Origin of the sequence: Zunongwangia atlantica 22II14-10F7, assembly GCF_002094855.1 — a bacterium.
GTDB classification, from domain to species: Bacteria; Bacteroidota; Bacteroidia; order Flavobacteriales; family Flavobacteriaceae; genus Zunongwangia; species Zunongwangia atlantica.
Map to the genome: position 1 here is coordinate 153,366 of NZ_ARYN01000013.1, position 19,334 is coordinate 172,699.

Here is a 19,334-nt window from a genome sequence, read left to right on the forward strand (position 1 = left end):
ATACTCTATTATTTGGTGACTTCAACTACATCTTCTTTCCCCTCTATCATAGCCAGATGAATTTTAGCAGGAAGATGATATAAATCCATTTTGAGAACCTCCTTAAAGGCAGAAATAGAAGCCTTTTTATTTTCCAACCCAAATTCCCCCAGACCAATAAGATAATTACAATGAATATTATTTAGAACATTAAGATCTTCTTCCCATATTAATAGGTCCGGTAAAGAAATGGCGAAATAATCCAGTTTCACATCGTCGTTTAAGTGTTGCTTTCCGTAATTTAATAGATTATCAAACCGTTTTTCTGCTTCCTTTTGCCTACCTAATTTTAGCAGGGCGAGCCCTTGGTAAAATATTTTATCAGGTTGCTGATCATTGTAGAAAATAGCTGGACTGGGGTCGCTTAATCCCTCAGCTGCTTTTTCCCAGTTTAGTTTAGCCAGTTCTTCTTCGTGCAAACCATCATAGGCACATCCAAGCCAGTAAAAAATGTCATTTTCCTGGGCTCCAAAGAGTTTGCCTTCACCAAGATTATGAGGATATTCCTGTGCAGCGCTGAGATGTTCTATAGCCGATTGATAATCTCCTTCAGAAATAAAATTCTTTGCTATTTCTACATGCAGGGTGATATGCTGAAAGGGAACTTTTCCTTCACCGCCCTCCCAAGGATGAAATTGTCTTTTCTCAAGAAACTGCAGTGCTTTTTCAAATTCACCTTTATGGTTTAGCAGAGCAATTTGTTCAAGATATAGATCATCCCGGGAATTGGTAAGTTTTTTATTATCTTGAAGTAATTTCAATCTTTCTTCTACCGAAACATTCATCTTTTTATAAAGCTGGTCCAGTTCCATTAAAACTCTCGCATCTTTATTATCAATTTTAATAGCTTTTTCCAGATATTCTCTGGCCAATCCCTTCTGATTGTTTTTATTGTAATACAACAAAGCCAGGTTTCGGAGACAGATAGGATTTACTCCATCATATTTTATAGATGTTTCCCAACACTCCTGTGCATTTTTGTATTGTTTGAAAGCATACCAGAAATTCCCAAGCAAATAGGCAGCTACAGAATCCTTAGGATTAAAATTTCGAGCTGCTTCTAAGACAATAACTTCTTCCAGCCTGTTTGGAAAGCAATAATCTATATTTAGGCTTTGAGCTCTTTTAAACCAATCACTTGCAACTTCATTATTTTTATTTTGTATTGCATACCAACCCATAAAATAGGCTGCCATAGGATAAATATCTCTAGAGTTATTTATATAAACTGAAAGAAGTTGCATAGCTTCAGAATAAAAACCAGCTTGAGCATAATCCAGTGAAAACTCAATATAATTATGTGAATTGTACCGAAGTATATTTTCAAAATACTTAAGATCTTCCTGTTTTTGACTACTCAAATAACACTCAAATAAAATTCCAAAGTTAAACTGGTCGATATTTAAAGAAGCTTCAATAAGCTTTTGTGCTTCTTCTTTCCTCCCCATTTTTCTTAGGATAATAACTTTAAGATGTCGTGCCTTATGGTTATGCCAGTTTCTGATTAACGATTTATCGATAAGTTCAAGAGCTTTTTCGAAATCACCTTTTATACAATCGATCTGGGCAAGATTAAAATATCCTGCATCTTGCCATGCTGCATTCCAACAAGATTTAAAAAAAGCATCATATGCTTCTTTGTTCCGACCGAGGAATTTTAAAGTAACACCCTTATTGAAAAATGGTTCCCCATCATAAGGGTTTGGATTATGTTGGGTCAAAGTTTCAATAGCTTTATTGAAATACCCCAAAGCTTTCTCAAATTGACCCTTGCGCAAAAGCCATAACCCCATCGCATTGTTATTCCGAACATCTTTTGGCTCCCGGGAAAGGGCTTCCAGGTAATAATCTGTAGGAATATAAGTCGCATGGCGGTATTGTTCGAGATGCAAACCTCTTAGATAAAGTTGCTCTACAGTTTCAATATCTTCAGGTTGTTTTGCAGCTTTTGCAGGTTCTGGAATTTCTTCCTGAGCATCACCATTTGGGGACCAGGAAATCATTAGATTTCCGTCTCTATCATATACTTCAGCTAAAAGTTCCTTATAGTGCGTGTTGTCAATTTCAACACACTCTTCAAAAACACTTTCCGGATTTAAGTCCAGTGTCTTTTCAATAAATATTTCTTTCTCAGATTTTAAAACAACCCTGGAGTTCTTATAGGTACCGGTAACATGTATTTTTAAACTAGTTTCTCCATTTTGTTCCTCAAGGTTTAAAAGCACATCTTTATTAGCATTTTTAACTACACCAACGTTGTAATATGGCATAAAATATTGCTTAAAACTTTTTTCTTCGTAAGGCTGTAACCAGGAAAAATCAGGCTGATTATCTGTATAAACCCCACACATTAACTCAATGTAAGGTCCATCTTTTTCGGTTAGGTTCCGATCCCAGGCTCTACCAAAATCTCCATTACCCCAAGTCCATTGTTTTTTACCTGGAGAAACATGGTGATCGGCCACGTGTAGTAATCCTCCTTTAGAATCGTTCTCAAAACCACCCACGAAATCATATTCCGACTTAATAGCCATGTATGATGTAGGAACAGGAATATTCTTATACCGAGAAATATCGGTCCCTGGTGAATAATCTACTTTATAATACTCCCCTTTTGCAATCGGAAATTCTGAAACATCCCTTTTCCCGTGATCAAATACGGCATGGACATCTGGTGGAAAAACCGACTGATAATGGTCGTTTACAGCTACAGCTGGATTAGCCCACCATAAAAATGTTTGTGGGTGTGGGGTACGATTATATAATTGTGCTTTAATTTCAAGATAGGCTTTATCTGGATGTAATGTAAAACCAGCCATACCTTTTGTTCTGAACATTCTTTCTACTTCACTCACCCAAACAGTGATGCTTCCATCTTTATTTTCTTCAATAGTACTATCCACTGGATCGTAAGTACTTGGTCGATGATGTTGTGGCCAGTTAAATTCTATTCCTCCAGAAATCCATGGACCGGTTAAACCTACTAGTGCAGGTTTGATCACATGATTGTAGTACACAAAATGACGCTCTCTTATTTTGTCGTAGGCCATCTGAATACGTCCTCCCAGTGCGGGTAGCACCATAATTTTGATATAGCGGTTTTCAATAAAAATGACATCCCACTCCTTATCTATTTTGGTATCGCTTATATGTTCAATCACGGGATTAGGATATACTGCTCCACTACTGGCTTGATACACTCTTTTCTCTAGAAAAACCGGATATTTTTCTGGTTCCCCTACCTCATAGGTTGGAATAACTACCTTTTCTTTCCAAGCTTTTACCTTTTCCATTTTAAAAATCATTTTACTGACCACCTATTAACTGCGGCGACCTGTTTATTAATTATTTATTTTCCGTAAATACTTCTAACATCACTCAGAGCCACTTCATTTTGTGGATTGAATTCTTTAGAGCTTATATATTTTTTTAAACTGTACAGTAATTGTTGAGCCTCTAATCTATTTTCAATATTGGTGTGGAGGTCTACACCTGAAATCAATAGCTTTCCTTTTCCGACTTTTGCTTCAAACAACAAGGCTAGCCTTCTATTTTCAAACCAATCATCTATTATTCTCACAATTGGTTTTAAATCGGAGCTAAATTCATCCAACACTATAGCATTACTATGACTCATAGCATCCCACCATTGCCAGTTAGAATGATATTCCGTTGGAAAATCTTTTAACGCGGGGTGCTCGGGATTACAGAGAATTCCTAATGTATGCGGTTTCTGTCCATTAGTCCAGGACGTATTCCAAAAGATACTGGAAAAACCTACAGCAATATCTCCCCCTTTACCAGAGACCACAGCACCTTTAGAAGGATTAAGCAGAACTTTACCTCCATTTTCGAGGTAATCAATTGTACCTGTGTCCAAGGTTTCAACTACCCGAAAATCGGTTTCAGGTATTTCAGATTTTTCGGCAGGATATACCCAAAGATCCCAATCATTTGTATAATCTCCTACGGCTACACTTAGGTTTAACTTACTAGCTTTATTAATATCCTTAAAAGAAACTGAAATTTCTCCCAGATCAATTCCATTTCCAATTGGAATTGTTTTGCTAGAGAAGGCTCCTTCAGCGAAGGTTTTACCATTCTCAAATTCAAGAGTCCAAGTTGATGTCACATTTTCTAAAATCTCTTCTCCGAAATGGGCAATTTCTACCTTAGCGTATAATGTATCAGTGTTTTTAAATGTCCTTTGCTTTATTCTTACTAAGGGTACCGTTTGACCAGAAAAAGACTTAAATTCATCGGGTGAGACGTAGCCTTTCTCATCCCAAAACGCATCTAGTATCCCAACCAAAGCAGTTCCCTGACCGGGAAAGTCGTGTAAATCCAATAACTGGAAACCTGCAAAATCTTTTGTTCTTAAAGCTGCTTCAATGTCTGCTTTATAGCAGAGGACCTGTAACTTACCGGAAGCTAACATGAGGCTATCGGCCAGATGGCCCATATGGTTATCCTCCAGAGTTTCTTTAAAAATTTCAAAATTTTTAGGTTTTAGAATTCCTGTATATTTAGGTAATTCTTTAAAATTCGGATATACACACCATTGTCCAATCTCATGACTCACTACAGGCATTGATGTTGAATCAATAATCTCCTGATAATCAAAAACGGTTTGCGGAGGTTCCCTATTAATAATACTATTTAAATTTTGATTCCATTGCTGAATCCTTGGTTTTGGTGTGTTCCAATAATCGGCGTTCTTAATATAAGGATAGCCTGCTCCGCTAGTATATACTTTAGTATTGTCCTGGTTTTTAAAGTGCTCTACAAAATTTATAAGATATTCTTTATGCTTTTCTCCACTCGGTTCATTTCCATGAGCCATCATAACAAATGACGGATGATTTCCATAAGCATCCAATATAGCTTGCGCTTCTTTATACAGCCATTTATCAATAGGTTTTCCATCACCAACTACCGTCCACGCAGAAGCTTCTACCTGAAGATAAATACCAGCTTCATCTGCTGCATTAAAAGCCGCTTTCGGAGGACACCATGAATGAAAACGCACGTGGTTTAAACCGTGATCTTTAATGATACTGAAAATCCTTGCCCATTCTTCTTTATTCGTTGGAGGGTATCCGGTTTTAGGGAAAATTGCAGATTCCAGTGTACCCCTTAAAAAAACGGGCCGACCATTAATAACAAAATGTTTGTCATCAGCTTTAAAATCCCGCATACCAAAACGAACTTTCTTGCTATCTTCACCTTTTTTGGAATTCAGCTTTAAATTCATTTCATATAAATTGGGGTTAAATTCATCCCAAAGCTCTACACTATCTCCCATTGGATAGGATATAGATACGGTTTGGGATTTACTTACTGAATATTTATTTTCTATTTCACCAGTATCAACCTCTACTCCTTCGATATTATTAGCTGAAAGTTTAAGTTCTACAACTTGGGAAGAATTAGAAGTATTGATTATTTCTGCAATGACTTCAACCTCCTTTTTGGTAAAATCTGGCTTCACTCTTACCAGATCTATGTATACTTTGGGCTTTGCAACTAGATGTAAATCTCCTATCAGACCGTTCCAGTTGCTTTGGGTATTATCAGAAATACTATGTGCATCCTTTCCTACATTTATATGCTTAATCCTATTGTCTACACGAATACTAATTCGATGCTTCCCTGGTGAAAGCAAATCAGTAAGGTTGTACATATGCGGAGTAGCAAGTAAATTTTCGGCTCCCACCTTCTGACCATCAATCCAAAGTGTAGTTTCCCAGTGGGCACGTTCCAAATCCAAAAACACATTTTTTTCATTCCAGTCTTTTGGAATTTTAACTGTTTTCTGGTACCAGGCAGCACCGTAATATTTTTTCTCAGGACTAAGCCAAGAGGATATTTTTATATTGCCAGGTTGCCGGTATTCTGCATATTTCTCATCTCTATACCAAAGGCTATCGTTCCACATATTAGCCGTCCAATGGGTATGAAGGTCAATATCGTGGCCTTTACCATTTTCAGCCATTGATCCTGGCAGAGATATAGAATCTTCTAATGATTTTTTGAACCATTCCTCATCTTCACCAAGATCCAAAGAATCGATTCTAAAATTCCAGTTTCCAGCTAAATCTATTCTTGTAGATTTATCCTGACAGGATAATAAAACAAAAAGTAGACTTAAAAAGGCGATATGTTTAATTGGTAGTTTCATTCTTTAAAATATTCACTAAAAATCAAATCGGCTAACAGTTGATGCCCCTTTTGGTTTATATGATTATTCTGTGCCATAAAAGCTTTAAGTTGCTTAACCGTCGATAATTCTTTAAACATTTGGTAGCTATCAATTAACCCCACTTCATACTGTTCAGCTAGATCTCGAATCTGTTCTGCGTGCTTAGCTAAATTTGAATCTGGATTAGCAATATCTTCTCTTAAATCTGGTGTAGGGGTTAGAAGAATTACTTTTAGCTTTTTGGAAAGTGCAATTTCAATCATCTTTTTCCAGGCAGCTTTAGCTGTCTCCAGTCCAATGCCACGGTCGTTTAAAGCATAGTCTATAAAGAGCACATCTGGTTTATATCTTAGTACCTCATCTTTGAACCTCCTGGCTCCTTGTTCTGCCTGTTCTCCTCCAATTGATGTAGTTATCACATTAACCACCGAATATGGATAGTAATCATTTATATTTTTTAGTGTTCGAAATGGATATGAATTTATTCGATCGACCACACCTCCAGTTGTATACCCGGTAGGAACCGAATGCCCATGAAAAACAAGGTTGATCGTCTTGTTATTAGGCCATTTCTTTTCAAGGTCCATTTTTAAAGAATCAAGATATGTTTCCCCATTTGCTACTTGCGAATTACAATCCTGCATTCCAACAATCTGAAATAAACCAAAGAAAATAATTATGATATGTACTTTATAAATTTTCATGTCTAAACTTTTACCTCTTTTCCAGATTCTCTCTGACTTATTTCTGCTTCCTTCCCAGTCAATTCAATTTCAATTTCTTCCAAACTCTTCCCTTTAGTTTCCGGTAATTTCTTTTGGATAAAGACGAAGCCTAAAACACAAATTCCACTATATACCCAAAAAGTTCCTGATGCTCCCAAAGCATTATTAAGGATGGGAAAAGTAAAAGTAAGTATGAAGGAGGCTACCCAAAGGGAAAAGGTTGCTATAGACATTGCTGCACCGCGCAGTCGGTTTGGGAAAATTTCTGAAAGCACAACCCACGTGATCGGTGCTAATGACATTGCATAAATTCCTATTGCGATGATTACTAGAAGTAACACAGGCCAGCCAGTGAACTGGAAATAATAAGCCCCGCCTAAAATTGCATAAACTACGGCCAAACCAATAGACCCCAATAACATCAGTTTTCTTCTTCCCCAGCTATCAACTGTTCGCATTGCAATAAAAGTGAAAATAAGATTTACACTTCCTGTGATTACGATATTAAAGAGCATATCACCTACACTATAACCGGCAGCAGTGAAAATTTCTTCCGCATAATTGAAAATAATATTTATCCCACACCACTGCTGAAAAATTGCCAGTACAATTCCAACAATAATAATAGGTTTAACCTTTGGGTTACGGAAATCTGAAAAACTTATTTTCCGTTTATTATTTTGATTTAATGTGAATTGAATATTTTTTAATTCCTTCCTCGCATATTCTAAACCTCCAATTTTCCCTAAAACTTTCTGTGCTCTGTTGTCTTCTTTTATTTTCACCAGGAAACGGGGACTTTTTGGCACAAAAAACATTAGCAAGAAAAAAGCTCCCGCGGGAATAAGTTCTGCCCAAAACATATAGCGCCAGCCTACTTGACCATTCCACGATTGCAGAACACCTGTAGCAGAAAGAGTTTCAGGTATAGACTCTGCAATAAAATAATTAGCAATCTGGGCAGCGAGAATTCCAATAACAATTGTCAATTGATTAATAGCTACAAATTGGCCGCGATATTTTGCTGGTGCTATTTCAGCGATGTACATTGGTGATAATGTAGATGCTAATCCAATCCCCAGTCCTCCAATCAATCTATAAATAATAAAAGGGGTAAAATTATCAACATAACCAGTCCCAAAGGCCGATAAGGAAAACAAACCAGCCGAGAATATCAGTGGGAGCTTACGTCCATACCGATCTGCAACAAACCCTGAAAGTACAGCACCAAAAATACAACCAACCAGTGCACTACTCATGGCCCAGCCCTGTAATGATGGCATAGTATTTATCTCAAAGTAGAGTTCGTAGAATGGTTTGGCACCGCCTATTACTACCCAGTCATAACCAAATAAGAAACCTCCCATTGCAGAAACTAAGGCTAGAAAAAGTAAATAGGTGAAATTGAATTTTGTCTTCTCCATTTGAAATTTATTGGTTTTTGATTGTTCCGGTAATGGTTATTATACTTCTAGGTAGAATTTCGATAGATCTTCCTTTATTTTCTTTTAAAGCTAGATTCTTATGAGTTGAAGTTTCATAGACCTTTTCAAAGGTGACTTCTCTATTATTTACCTGCAATGTTTTGGGATTTTCACTATAATTTATAGCAACTATAACCAATTCATTGGTTATAGAATCCTTATAAGCGGAAACCATAATATCTTCATACTGTTCATTCAAAGATTGATCTAAATTTAGATCAGCTGAAATTCTTTGCATCCCTGGCTTTACAAACCTGGAAAAATTGCCTAGAGCCCACAATAGTTTAGAATCGTGAAATTCTCCATCATATTTCAAGGACTCTCTATTGTACATATCTTCAGGATTTCCTGTATCCAGATAGATCAGACCATCCTTAAAATCTGCAATTGTCAAAGCCGTCCACCATTGCCAGGATTTAGCATTTGCTAAGGTTAAATCAGCATGGATAACACGAGCTACATAAAGTGCAGTACCCATTCCCAAATCCCTTATGCCCCCTCCTCCTATATCGTCATTCTTCTCTAGGATACAGAATTCACTTTGCCAATAGCCAAGATTATTCTTCTTTAATGATTGATTTAAATCCTGTCTAATGCGAATCAAACTATCCACAGGCCAGGTAGTAAAATAACTATGACCGGAAACTGTAAGCTGCAAGCTTTTTAAATTTCCAACATATGTTTCCTTATTCTTTTTGCTTCCAAAGAAATCTTCAATTTGATTACCCCGCTTAGGTCTGTTAAAATCTGAATAGAGATATCTTAGATCAGCAGCTTCAGGGATAATGATTTCCGTTTTCAGATCATTCTTACTAATTTTACTATCTAATAATTCAACCAGCTCTGAGATATTTTCATTAGTTGCAGGTGTTCCTTCCTGAGTAGCTTTTTCCCAGTCCCATTGTGGCTCATTAATTGGACTGAGATAATCGAAACTTATTCCTTCTCTCTTGAAATGATCAAGAAATTCTACCAGAAAGTTCGCGTAATCATCATAAAATTCAGCTTTCAAATTTAAATTACCATCAGTTCTATTGTTCCAGCCTTTATTATTATCTGCCCAAAAAACGGGCGCCGCGATGGAAAAGGCTAGAAACTTTTCTACACCATAATTCTTTGCTTTTTGGAGGAACCATTGCTGTCCTTCTTGTTTAGACCAATCGTAATTTCCATTTTGATCTACAAATGATTCCCCACGTCTCCACTCATTTTGAATACCTGAATTTTCACCTTGTTCTGCGGTCCCCGCACTTATGTAAAATCTCCAAATGGAAAGTCCTATCCCCTTAGGGTTTCCTTGCTCATCATTTTCCTTGCTAAAAAGCAACTCTGCGATTTTTTCTTTTTTTGCTTCCGGCCAATTATTGCCAACAAATTGAGCTCTCCAAGCATCAGAAGCACCAAAGCCTTCTATTTGCTGAAATTCATTATTAAGATCTATTTTCACTTCAATAGTCTGCGCCTTGATAGAAGTGCAAAAAATTATAGTAAAAAAGTAGAATATATTCGCTTTCATTCAACTCAGTGTATTGTATTCGTCATTCAGTTAGTAAATTGATCGTATCTTTTAAATTCCTCTCTAATTAATACTTCCTTTAAAGACCAGTTTAATAATTTGATAGGAACCCTCTTCGTTAATTCTGAACTGAACTTCATTTTCATAATCTATACTGGCAGATGCTGTTTCTACTCTATATGGCGCCGCTTTGGCTGTTTCTGTATAATCATCTGGAACAAACTTTTCAGCCACCTCAATAGACTCTACATTAAACCCCTCAAAAACTAGTTTGATATCTGTTGCATCCCTATCTTTTCCCGGAACATAAACCACTAAAGTTTGATCATCCTGTAACGCTGCTGTGATTTGAAAATTCCCATCACTAGTACTTACAACTTCGCCAGTAAAAGAATTTGATAAATCGGAAAATATTTGTCCAACAGGAAATGTTTTTGAAAAATTCCAATTAAACACTCCTACTCCAGGAATGGAAGAGTTTACTGGCGGCCAAAATGCTGCCGCATCTGTACCGGCCATAGCATAAATTTGAAAAATATCTGGAATTATATTTGCTGCTTCCATATAGAGCCTTCTTTCATTATAATCCCTTGAAGGCATCCATTCAGATAAGTATATATAATTTCTCTCTGGATTAAAATTATCAGCAGATTCTTCTATCCGCTGCTGAAGGTCCACCATATTATGGGTGTCGGTTTGATAACCAACATAAGTATGCAAGGCCACCCCATCAATTTCTTCGTAAGCTTTAGTGAATTGTTCTTTCATCTCGGTGAATTCATTCGGTTTAGTATAATCACCATTGATCAGTAGTTTAAAATTTCGCTCTGGAAATTCTTCACTGATATATTCTGCTATGTTCATTGCAACTGTAGTATACTTAGTCAATTTCTCAGCTCTATTTACACCTCCTGCATATTGCAACCACCATTCATTTCCAATTTCAACAATTCCTATTTCATTCACGCCCGCCATGGTAATAGCGGTTTTGGCTGTTTCTTCAAGTTCAATCAAAGCTTCATTAAATGAAGCTGAATTTAATTCATGATTCATAGCTATAGCGGTAGGTAGAACAATACTATAATTTTCAATATTAGATTTCACCGTATTTATGTCAGCACCCGGCTCCTCAGGTTTATTATCCCAAGTTGGGGTAGTATTGGTTTCCCAATCATAAAATTCTGATTCCCAACCCCCAGGGAATCTCAACAAAGTACCGCCTAAGTTTTTATATTCTTGACTAAAAGCTGTGAATTGGGTACTGGGTATTTGCCTCCAGTCGTTGTTCAGCCCAAAAATCAATGGGTTTATTTCTTTTCTATTAGAAACATTAATTGAAAAAGTATCTCCGGTGAATTCATTCTCTTCTTCTACCTCCTCTTCAGCTTCTTCTTCAGGAATTCCATATTTAGGATCCATAGGATCTGTAGCATCTGGACTACATGAAAAAAAGATCACCAGGATTGTTAAAACACTTATAGTTCTTATTTTTAAATATTTCACAGTTTTTTTTTTAATTAAACTAGTCTTTCAATCTAAATTGATCTTATCTTGATATCATTTACCTAACCCAGAAATAGTTGGGAAGTATAAGTTTATAACCTATTTTTTAAATATCTTCTGTTTACTAGTAACCCGGATTCTGTTCAATCCTACCTTGTGATAATTGAATCTCCTCTGGAGGTATTGGCCATAACATATGAATTGACTCATCAAATAATTCTCCTTTATTCATTGCCTCGCCCATATTGGTGGTTTCAAATGGATCATCATTTTCATTTAAATTATAATCCACAAAACTTCCATTTGGCCCCATAATTAAAGAAATACGTGGTGTGCCATTGATTTTCTGGCGTCTAATATCATATAACCTATGTAATTCAAGAGCTAATTCTAAACGTCTTTCCTTCCAGATAGCGTCCCTTAGTGTGGGACCACTAAGATTCATATTTGTTTCCAACTCAACCCTATCTCTTACTTTTGCTAAAGATTCTAGGGCTTCCTGCTCATTACCGTTAAAATATGCGGCCTCAGCGTGCATTAACAAAACATCTGCATATCTAATATGAATATGACTTAATGGATGTTGGCCTATTTGATACGGCTCTGGTCTATCAACAGTAGGTACATAATATTTTCGGTTAATTCTACCTGATTTATTTCTAGCAGGAGCAGCATCAAATTCGGTTACTTCTGGATCGCCATATACAGGCTCACCGTGTTTTATTATCGTTGATCTTAAACGAATAGAATCTCCTTCTGATAAAAATGCATTTTCTAAATCACTGGTTGGAGTACCCCAACTCCAACCTAAATCTGCACGACTTCCCTGAGTGGTTGAATAAACGCCTCCAATATTAGGAAACTGTTCATTATTAATATAACCTACCTCAAAAATAGACTCAACTCCGTATCTATGGTTAGGCTTCCATACATCTGCAAAATTATCTTCAAGCTTATATTCATTTGATTGAATAACATTTTCGAACATTTGCTCTGCCTCCATCCATTTTTCCTGATATAAATAGGCCTTTCCCAAAAGAGACTGAGCTGCTCCCCTAGTAGCTCTACCAAAATCTTTTTGAGCGTACATGCTTTTTAAAGGAAGTACAGCTATTGCATCATTTAAATCCTGTTCGATCTGAGTATATACTTCTTCAACACTATTTCGCGTATATTCATAAACCTCTGGCTCGAACAACTCATCCCAAGTAGTAACGATAGGCACTCCACCATAATTTTTCACTAATTCAAAATAGAACCAGGCTCTCAAAAATTTAGTTTCCGCCAGTAAGCGCATCTTATGATCTTCATCCATTTCTACTTCAGAAATTTGGTCCAAAGCTAAATTAGCACGGGTGATCCCAATGTAATTGTGCTCCCAAAAAGAATTGATATAGGCTGAGCCCGGAAAAACATTAAAATGCGCAATGCCAGTTATATCAGCTCTGGGCTGTTCGGTATTACCAGACCATTGATTGTCAGAGGCCATGCCATTAATTGTTCTAAAAAAATTAATTTGTGCCCAACCTTCACCATTTACCTTCTGATAAATACCGTTTACAAATCTTTCACTTGCCTCTGCTGATGCAAAAAAATCATCTAATTCCTGTTGTCCCCGTAATGGCTGATCTAAAAAATCATCAGTACAACCATTTAAGACAACACCTAATACGATTAATAATACTATTCTTTTCATTTTTAAAAATTTTATAATGAGAAATTAAGTCCAACTAAAAAAGTTCTAGTAAGTGGATAGTTGGCGTAATCTACTCCATACCCATTGATTACATCTCCTCCTGCACTAACTTCCGGATCAAATCCTGAATAATCTGTAATTGTAAATAAATTTTGAGCGGATAATGAAATTCTCATTTTATTGATGCCTTCTAAAGGAATATTATAACCCAATTGTAAATTTTTAAGTCTTACAAAACTACCGTCCTCCACAAGAAGATCAGACGGCCTTTGATAATTTTGGTTCCTGTCAAGACTACTAAGTCTAGGAAAATCAGCGCCGGGGTTATCAGGCCTCCACACCCTATCTAAAGCGCCGGCTCTAACATTTACTTCGTTTATAGCAGAATAAGCAAATAAGTTGGTATAATTGATAATATCGTTCCCAAACACACCATACCACTGCATAGTCAAATCCCAACTGCCATACGAGAAGTCCACATTTAAACCAGCTGTAAAATCTGGAAAAGGATTCCCAATAATTGTTAAGTCTTGATCATTGAGAGCTCCATCGTTATTTTTATCCACAAACCTTAAATCACCAGGAACAGCATTCGGTTGTAAAAGAGCACCATTCTCGCTAGAATGACTGTTTATTTCTGTTTGATTTTGGAATAAACCACTGGTTTCATAACCGTAGAACAGCCCAGCTATCTCTCCTGGTCTCGATATTTTCAAGTATCTATTTCCTAAGTCTGATCTTCGTTGACCAAATAATTCTTCAATTCCTGGAGCAATTTCTTGCAAACGACTTTCGTTAGCAGATATATTAGTATTTATTGAATAAGTGAATTTATTTTTGGTATCTGAAAATCCAAAAGATAAATCCCATCCTTTAGACTCCATACTCCCTACATTTTGCGCTATGGTACCAGGAATACCAGTATAGTTTGGCGGCTCAACCTGGAACAGAAGATCCTTTGATGTTCGCTGATATCTTTCAATCGAAAATGTCAAACGGTTATCAAAAAGGGCCCCTTCTATTCCAACATTAATATCTTCAACCGTTTCCCATTTAAGATCTACATTACCGAATCTATTTAAGGTATTTGTTACAACTCTTTCCCCTCCAAATGCGTAATTTGAATCTCCTATTCCAAAAAATCTAGATGCAGGATTTATATTTTGATTTCCTAGTTGGCCGTACCCGGCTTTAATTTGAAAGGCGTTGATAAAATCAAAATCAAAGAAAGATTCGTCAGCCAAGGACCAGCCAACAGAAACACTAGGGAAAGTACCCCATTTATTCTCTTCTGGGAAAACTGAAGATGCATCTCTTCTAACGGCTGCGGTTAAAAAATATTTATCCTTGTAATTATACATGAGCCTACCAAGATAAGAGAACATCGTTCTTACACTTTCGTTTCCTCCTACACTCATATTCTCACCGGTGGCGGCATCGATATATCTTAATTCTTCTGATTGGCCCGGAACATCTTCCCGATAAGCTGACACATAATTAAAACGTTGTTCATCTATAATTAAACCAGCTGTAAAGGTTATATCATGTTCTCCAAACTTATTTTTATAGGTAGCCGTATTATTCCAAACCCAGTCTCTGTTATTATTGATCCTTCTAGATACATTATTTATAAGATTTTGTTCATTAGGGTGAATAAAGAATTCAGGATTAAAATCATCACGACGGCTACTATCAAAGTTAAAACCAAATTGACTTTGAAGGTCCAACCATTCAAAAGGGGTATAATTTAACTGCGTATTAGTAAACAATCCAAAATAATTAATTCCCCCAAAAACCCTTGATACACTCGCAACCGGATTTGGAACTCCTATCCCTGAACGACCGAAAATACTAAACTCATTTCTACCTGCTCTTTCCTCAATTGGAATGTATACATCAGTAGTTGGTTCAATCCTTAAAGTATTGTAGAATATATTAGGAGTATCTTCCCAACGTTCATATCTCGGACTTATATCTTGCTTTAGTTTAATCTTATCACTAATTTGAAAGTCCAAATTGAAGCGACCAGTTATTTTTTTTCTATAGCCTTTCTCAAAATGAGATTGCTCTTCAAAATACCCAACACTTGCAAGGTATTTTATATCTTTTCCACCACCAGAAATACCTAAATTATAATTTTGAACCAGAGCAAAATCACTTAATACTTCATCCTGCCAGTTTGTTCCTTCACCAAATTCACTAATTTCTTCTTCCGAAAACTTTATATCCTGTCCTTCATTTATATTTCTTTCATTAATCACTCTTGCATACTCCTGTGAATCCGCTAAATCTATTTTATTTATATTACTCACACCCGATGATACATCTAAAGTAAACAAGGCTTTACCAATTTTCCCACGTTTAGTTGTAATTAAAATTACACCGTTTGAAGCTCGAGAACCATAGATTGCTGCGGCAGAAGCATCTTTTAAAATTTGAAAATCTTTTATATCTCTAGGATTAAGAAAGTTTAGATTTGTACCGGAAGGAAGCATCACGCCATCAACAACAATAAGAGGTGATTTATCGTTATTAAAACTAGTAATACCACGTATTAAGATTTCTGGCGCAGCACCAGGGGCCCCACCTTGAGAAATCACCTGGACACCCGAAGCACGACCCTGTAATCCTTCTGCAGCATTCCCCGTAGTAATTTTTTCTAAATCATCTCCATCTACGGTTGAAATACTACTAGTTACTTCTTTTTTCCTTGCCTCTCCATATCCAATAACAACCACTTCTTCAAGTGCTTCTTGATCACTAGACAGTTGAATATCTATAGTGGTTCGACCATCAACTTTAGCATCTTTAGATACAAATCCTATATAGCTAAAAGAAAGTGTGGAATTAGATGACACTTTTATCTCGTAGTTTCCATCAAAATCGGTAATTACTCCATTGGATGTTCCTTTCTCGATAACATTTACACTAGGCAAAGGCACACCATCTATATCGGTTACTGTTCCACTTACCGTAGTCTCTTGCGCAAGGATGTTCAAACTAAATAACATCGCGAAACAAAAGAAAACAGTTTTAATATTTATTTTCTTATAAGTCTTATTCATCTTAAAAAATTTAATTCGATTAATTCGTTGGAGTTATCATTACAGTATTTAGATGAGTATCAAAAATAAATTGATAGGTACCATCAAGTGATTCTTCCGAAAATGTAAGGGTAGAACCTCCCTGAGGCACAGCCTTATTCTCATCAAATCGCCAGAATGGAGCCCAACCTTCTTTATTTGAATTCATTATCATTCCATTCGCACCTTCACTATCAGGTTCATCAAATATTTCGACAGTTGCATAAAATCTATATAGATTATCCTCATCTTGTATTAGAGCTTTACCTGAGCTAAAATGAAAACACCTGAAGGAATCATCGGCATCCGCATTACAGGTATTTTCCCCATTTACACGCATACCTGTTGCAATGATCTGTACAAAATCAAAAGTTTCGTCTGTAGGTGTATAAGGAGTAATGCTATATGTAAAATCTCTTAAATCTATTTTCAGTTCATAATACCCCTTACTCGGCAATACCAGAGGATCAACCTCTGAACTAGTTCCATTTACCAAACTACCTTCCTCATTAGGGTCTGCTCCAAAGGTATAAGGCTCAAACGATGCTTTCTGAGGAATAAATCTTATTTCGGTATTTGCTTCTGCAGCATAATATCTCCCAGAAAAAACAAATCCTTGCTCCTCTTCTGTTGAACTCCCATTCATTATAGCGGGCACCCCAAAAACATCAGAAGTTAATTGAGTATCAGAAGTTACTTCGGTCATATACATTTTCTCGAACTTCAACTCATCAAATACATTAACGGTGAAACTGGTAGAATTAGAATTCCCAGCCATATCCGTTACTATAGCATTAAATGAGTAAGCACCCGTTGATTCTATATTTAGACTATTTTCATAAGTAAAACTACTACCTGAAATTTCTAGGATATCATTAAAATCATTACTTTCTATTCTAAATTCAGATAGAGATTCATTATCCGTCACTGTAATATTGAATTCTATTTCATCCCCATCACCGAGTAATACAGTTGCACCATCCATTGGTTCTTCTATTGATATTTGAGGTGCTTCCACATCTAGATCAAGAGTTACAGTAAAATCAGTGGTGGTACTTATTCCTCCAATATTTGTGGAAGTTACACTTATAATATGCTCACTATTTTCAGTCGCTCTTTCTGGAACTTTAAAAGTGTAATCTAAATTGTATGAATTAGGTAAGGAATCCTTAATTATAGTTTTATCTAAATCCCAAGGTTCATATTTTATGTTGACCGTTTTAATTCCTGCTGGATCATTAATTGTTGCTTTCAATGATAAATCCATTCCAGGCAAAGAAGATATAGTTGTTTCAGCCATTGTAAATTCCGGTTGAGAATCTACTCTCATATTATTATCATCATCTGTGTCGCAACCAACAGCCAGTATGAGTAAAATAACTCCTAGTAAAATTTTATTTTTCATGATTTCGTATTAAAAGTTAATATTTACGCCAAATCAGCCTTACAGTACTATTTCTATTTTTCCTTAGGGAATTGAGCTTTTATATCTTTTAGATATTGCATAAGATCATCTTCAAGACTTGAAGCAAGTTCTGGTTTTAAAGAGGCTAAATTAGTAGATTCGGAAGGGTCGGCATTTAAATTATAAAGTTCGTTTTCCCCACTCTCATAAAAGTGTATAAGTTTCCAATCTCCACTTCTAATTACTGAAGCAGGTTTTCCTCCCTGAGGACTATAATGAGGATAATGCCAATACAGACTTCGATCAGGCATTTCTTCTGATGAAAGAATTGGTTTAAGGGAAATACCGGAAAATTGTTGATCAGGTTTTTTATCAACACCACTTACATCAACAAGTGTAGGGAAAAAATCATGGCTAATTACAGGATATTCAACCACTCTATTTGAATCTTCGTCTGTTAGTGGTGGATACTTGATTATTAATGGCTCCCTAATTCCTCCTTCGTAAACCCATCCCTTACCTCCGCGCAGAGGTTTATTGGACGTAACACCGTAGCCAGGAGCTGAAAGTCCACCATTATCCGAAAAGAAAATAACCATGGTATTCTCATCCAAACCAAGTTCCTCTAGTTTATTCATTAGCGATCCTACAACTGAATCCATGGCCCATACCATTGAAGCATAAGTAGCATCACTTTGATTTATTCGATGTTTTACTCCTTTATCGTTTTCGTAAACACCATTAGAATCCAATCCAAGCTTTTCTTGTCTATTTTTAAAAATTTCAATAAAATTTTCGGGAGCCTCAATTGGCGTATGCACATTATACATCGAAAAATACATAAAAAAAGGATTATTTGACTGCTTTGTATGTTTTTCAAGTAGAGAAATAGCCTCTCTTTCTAATCTGAACGGCAAATATTCTCCATCAGGTCCATCTTCCAAACGAGGATTATTATAAGGTGAAAAGAAACTACCTGGATTACCTCTACTCCAACCAGCAATATTTACGTCAAACCCCTGATTTTCGGGCCAATATTCTTCTGTCTCGCCTAAATGCCATTTTCCAATGAAGTACGTAGAATAGCCGTTGGCTTTTAATGATTCTGCCATTGTAATTCTATCTAATGCGAGATGATCCGCGATTCTGGGTTGCATTAATTCATCACCACTGCGATCTTCATATTTCTGAGCTCCTATCCAATTAGAGATATTAACCTTTTGATGAGCAGGATCCATTCCGGTTAGTATACTGGCGCGAGTTGGGCTACATACCGGATTAGCAGCATAAGCATTAGTAAATCTAACCCCCTCCTTAGCCAATTTATCTATCTCAGGCGTAAGATAGTAATCGCTACCTTGAACCCCTAAATCTTTCCAGCCAAGGTCGTCAACTAAAATAAAAACAATGTTCGGCTTTTCATTTTGATTTATCTGAGCTTGCATATCGGTTAAAATCAAAAGAAACAAAGTCATTAATATATTACCATTAATAATATGTCTAAAATTTAAAATACCTCGAACTGAATTCATAAACTAAAATTATGTTAATATTGATTTCAAATATAGAGCTTAAGACAATATGGATAAATGGAGATAACAATTGTAATGATGGACTTTCTTGTGATTTTTCCAAATAATCACATCTTAATCAAAAAATATTAAATTTTTGTATTTAGTTT

General features: G+C 36.1%; 10 protein-coding genes. All 10 read right to left on the reverse strand.

The genetic code is table 11. The features are described from left to right. Positions 1 to 8: 8 nt before the first annotated feature. The gene (locus IIF7_RS14695) at positions 9 to 3,332 is read right to left on the reverse strand and encodes a DUF5107 domain-containing protein (protein ID WP_084842453.1); all 3,324 of its coding nucleotides are present in this window, start codon (positions 3,330 to 3,332) and stop codon (positions 9 to 11) included. Between the two features lie 56 nt (positions 3,333 to 3,388). Continuing rightward, positions 3,389 to 6,220, reverse strand: a complete 2,832-nt coding sequence (locus tag IIF7_RS14700; RefSeq protein ID WP_084842454.1) for a sugar-binding domain-containing protein — start codon at positions 6,218 to 6,220, stop codon at positions 3,389 to 3,391. Continuing rightward, positions 6,217 to 6,945 carry an SGNH/GDSL hydrolase family protein gene (locus IIF7_RS14705; protein ID WP_084842455.1) on the reverse strand — a complete coding sequence of 243 codons (729 nt, stop codon included), beginning with the start codon at positions 6,943 to 6,945 and terminating at the stop codon, positions 6,217 to 6,219. The genes IIF7_RS14700 and IIF7_RS14705 overlap by 4 nt, the downstream gene beginning before the upstream one ends. Before the next feature lie 2 nt (positions 6,946 to 6,947). Further along, positions 6,948 to 8,390, reverse strand: a complete 1,443-nt coding sequence (locus tag IIF7_RS14710) for a sugar porter family MFS transporter (protein WP_084842456.1) — start codon at positions 8,388 to 8,390, stop codon at positions 6,948 to 6,950. Between the two features lie 7 nt (positions 8,391 to 8,397). Next, the gene (locus tag IIF7_RS14715; RefSeq protein ID WP_084842457.1) at positions 8,398 to 9,966 is read right to left on the reverse strand and encodes a glycoside hydrolase; all 1,569 of its coding nucleotides are present in this window, start codon (positions 9,964 to 9,966) and stop codon (positions 8,398 to 8,400) included. Positions 9,967 to 10,029: 63 nt separating this feature from the next. Next, the gene (locus IIF7_RS14720; protein WP_084842458.1) at positions 10,030 to 11,469 is read right to left on the reverse strand and encodes a hypothetical protein; all 1,440 of its coding nucleotides are present in this window, start codon (positions 11,467 to 11,469) and stop codon (positions 10,030 to 10,032) included. A gap of 124 nt (positions 11,470 to 11,593) precedes the next feature. Continuing rightward, complete coding sequence (locus tag IIF7_RS14725) at positions 11,594 to 13,165, reverse strand: RagB/SusD family nutrient uptake outer membrane protein (protein WP_084842459.1); 1,572 nt, start codon at positions 13,163 to 13,165, stop codon at positions 11,594 to 11,596. Between the two features lie 11 nt (positions 13,166 to 13,176). Beyond that, positions 13,177 to 16,230: a SusC/RagA family TonB-linked outer membrane protein gene (locus IIF7_RS14730; protein ID WP_084842460.1), complete on the reverse strand. Its 3,054-nt coding sequence runs from the start codon at positions 16,228 to 16,230 to the stop codon at positions 13,177 to 13,179. 19 nt (positions 16,231 to 16,249) lie between these two features. Further along, positions 16,250 to 17,653, reverse strand: a complete 1,404-nt coding sequence (locus IIF7_RS14735; protein WP_084842461.1) for a hypothetical protein — start codon at positions 17,651 to 17,653, stop codon at positions 16,250 to 16,252. Between the two features lie 53 nt (positions 17,654 to 17,706). Next, a complete protein-coding gene (locus tag IIF7_RS14740; protein WP_176218969.1) occupies positions 17,707 to 19,098 on the reverse strand; it encodes a sulfatase in 1,392 nt (463 codons plus the stop codon). Positions 19,099 to 19,334: the final 236 nt, after the last annotated feature.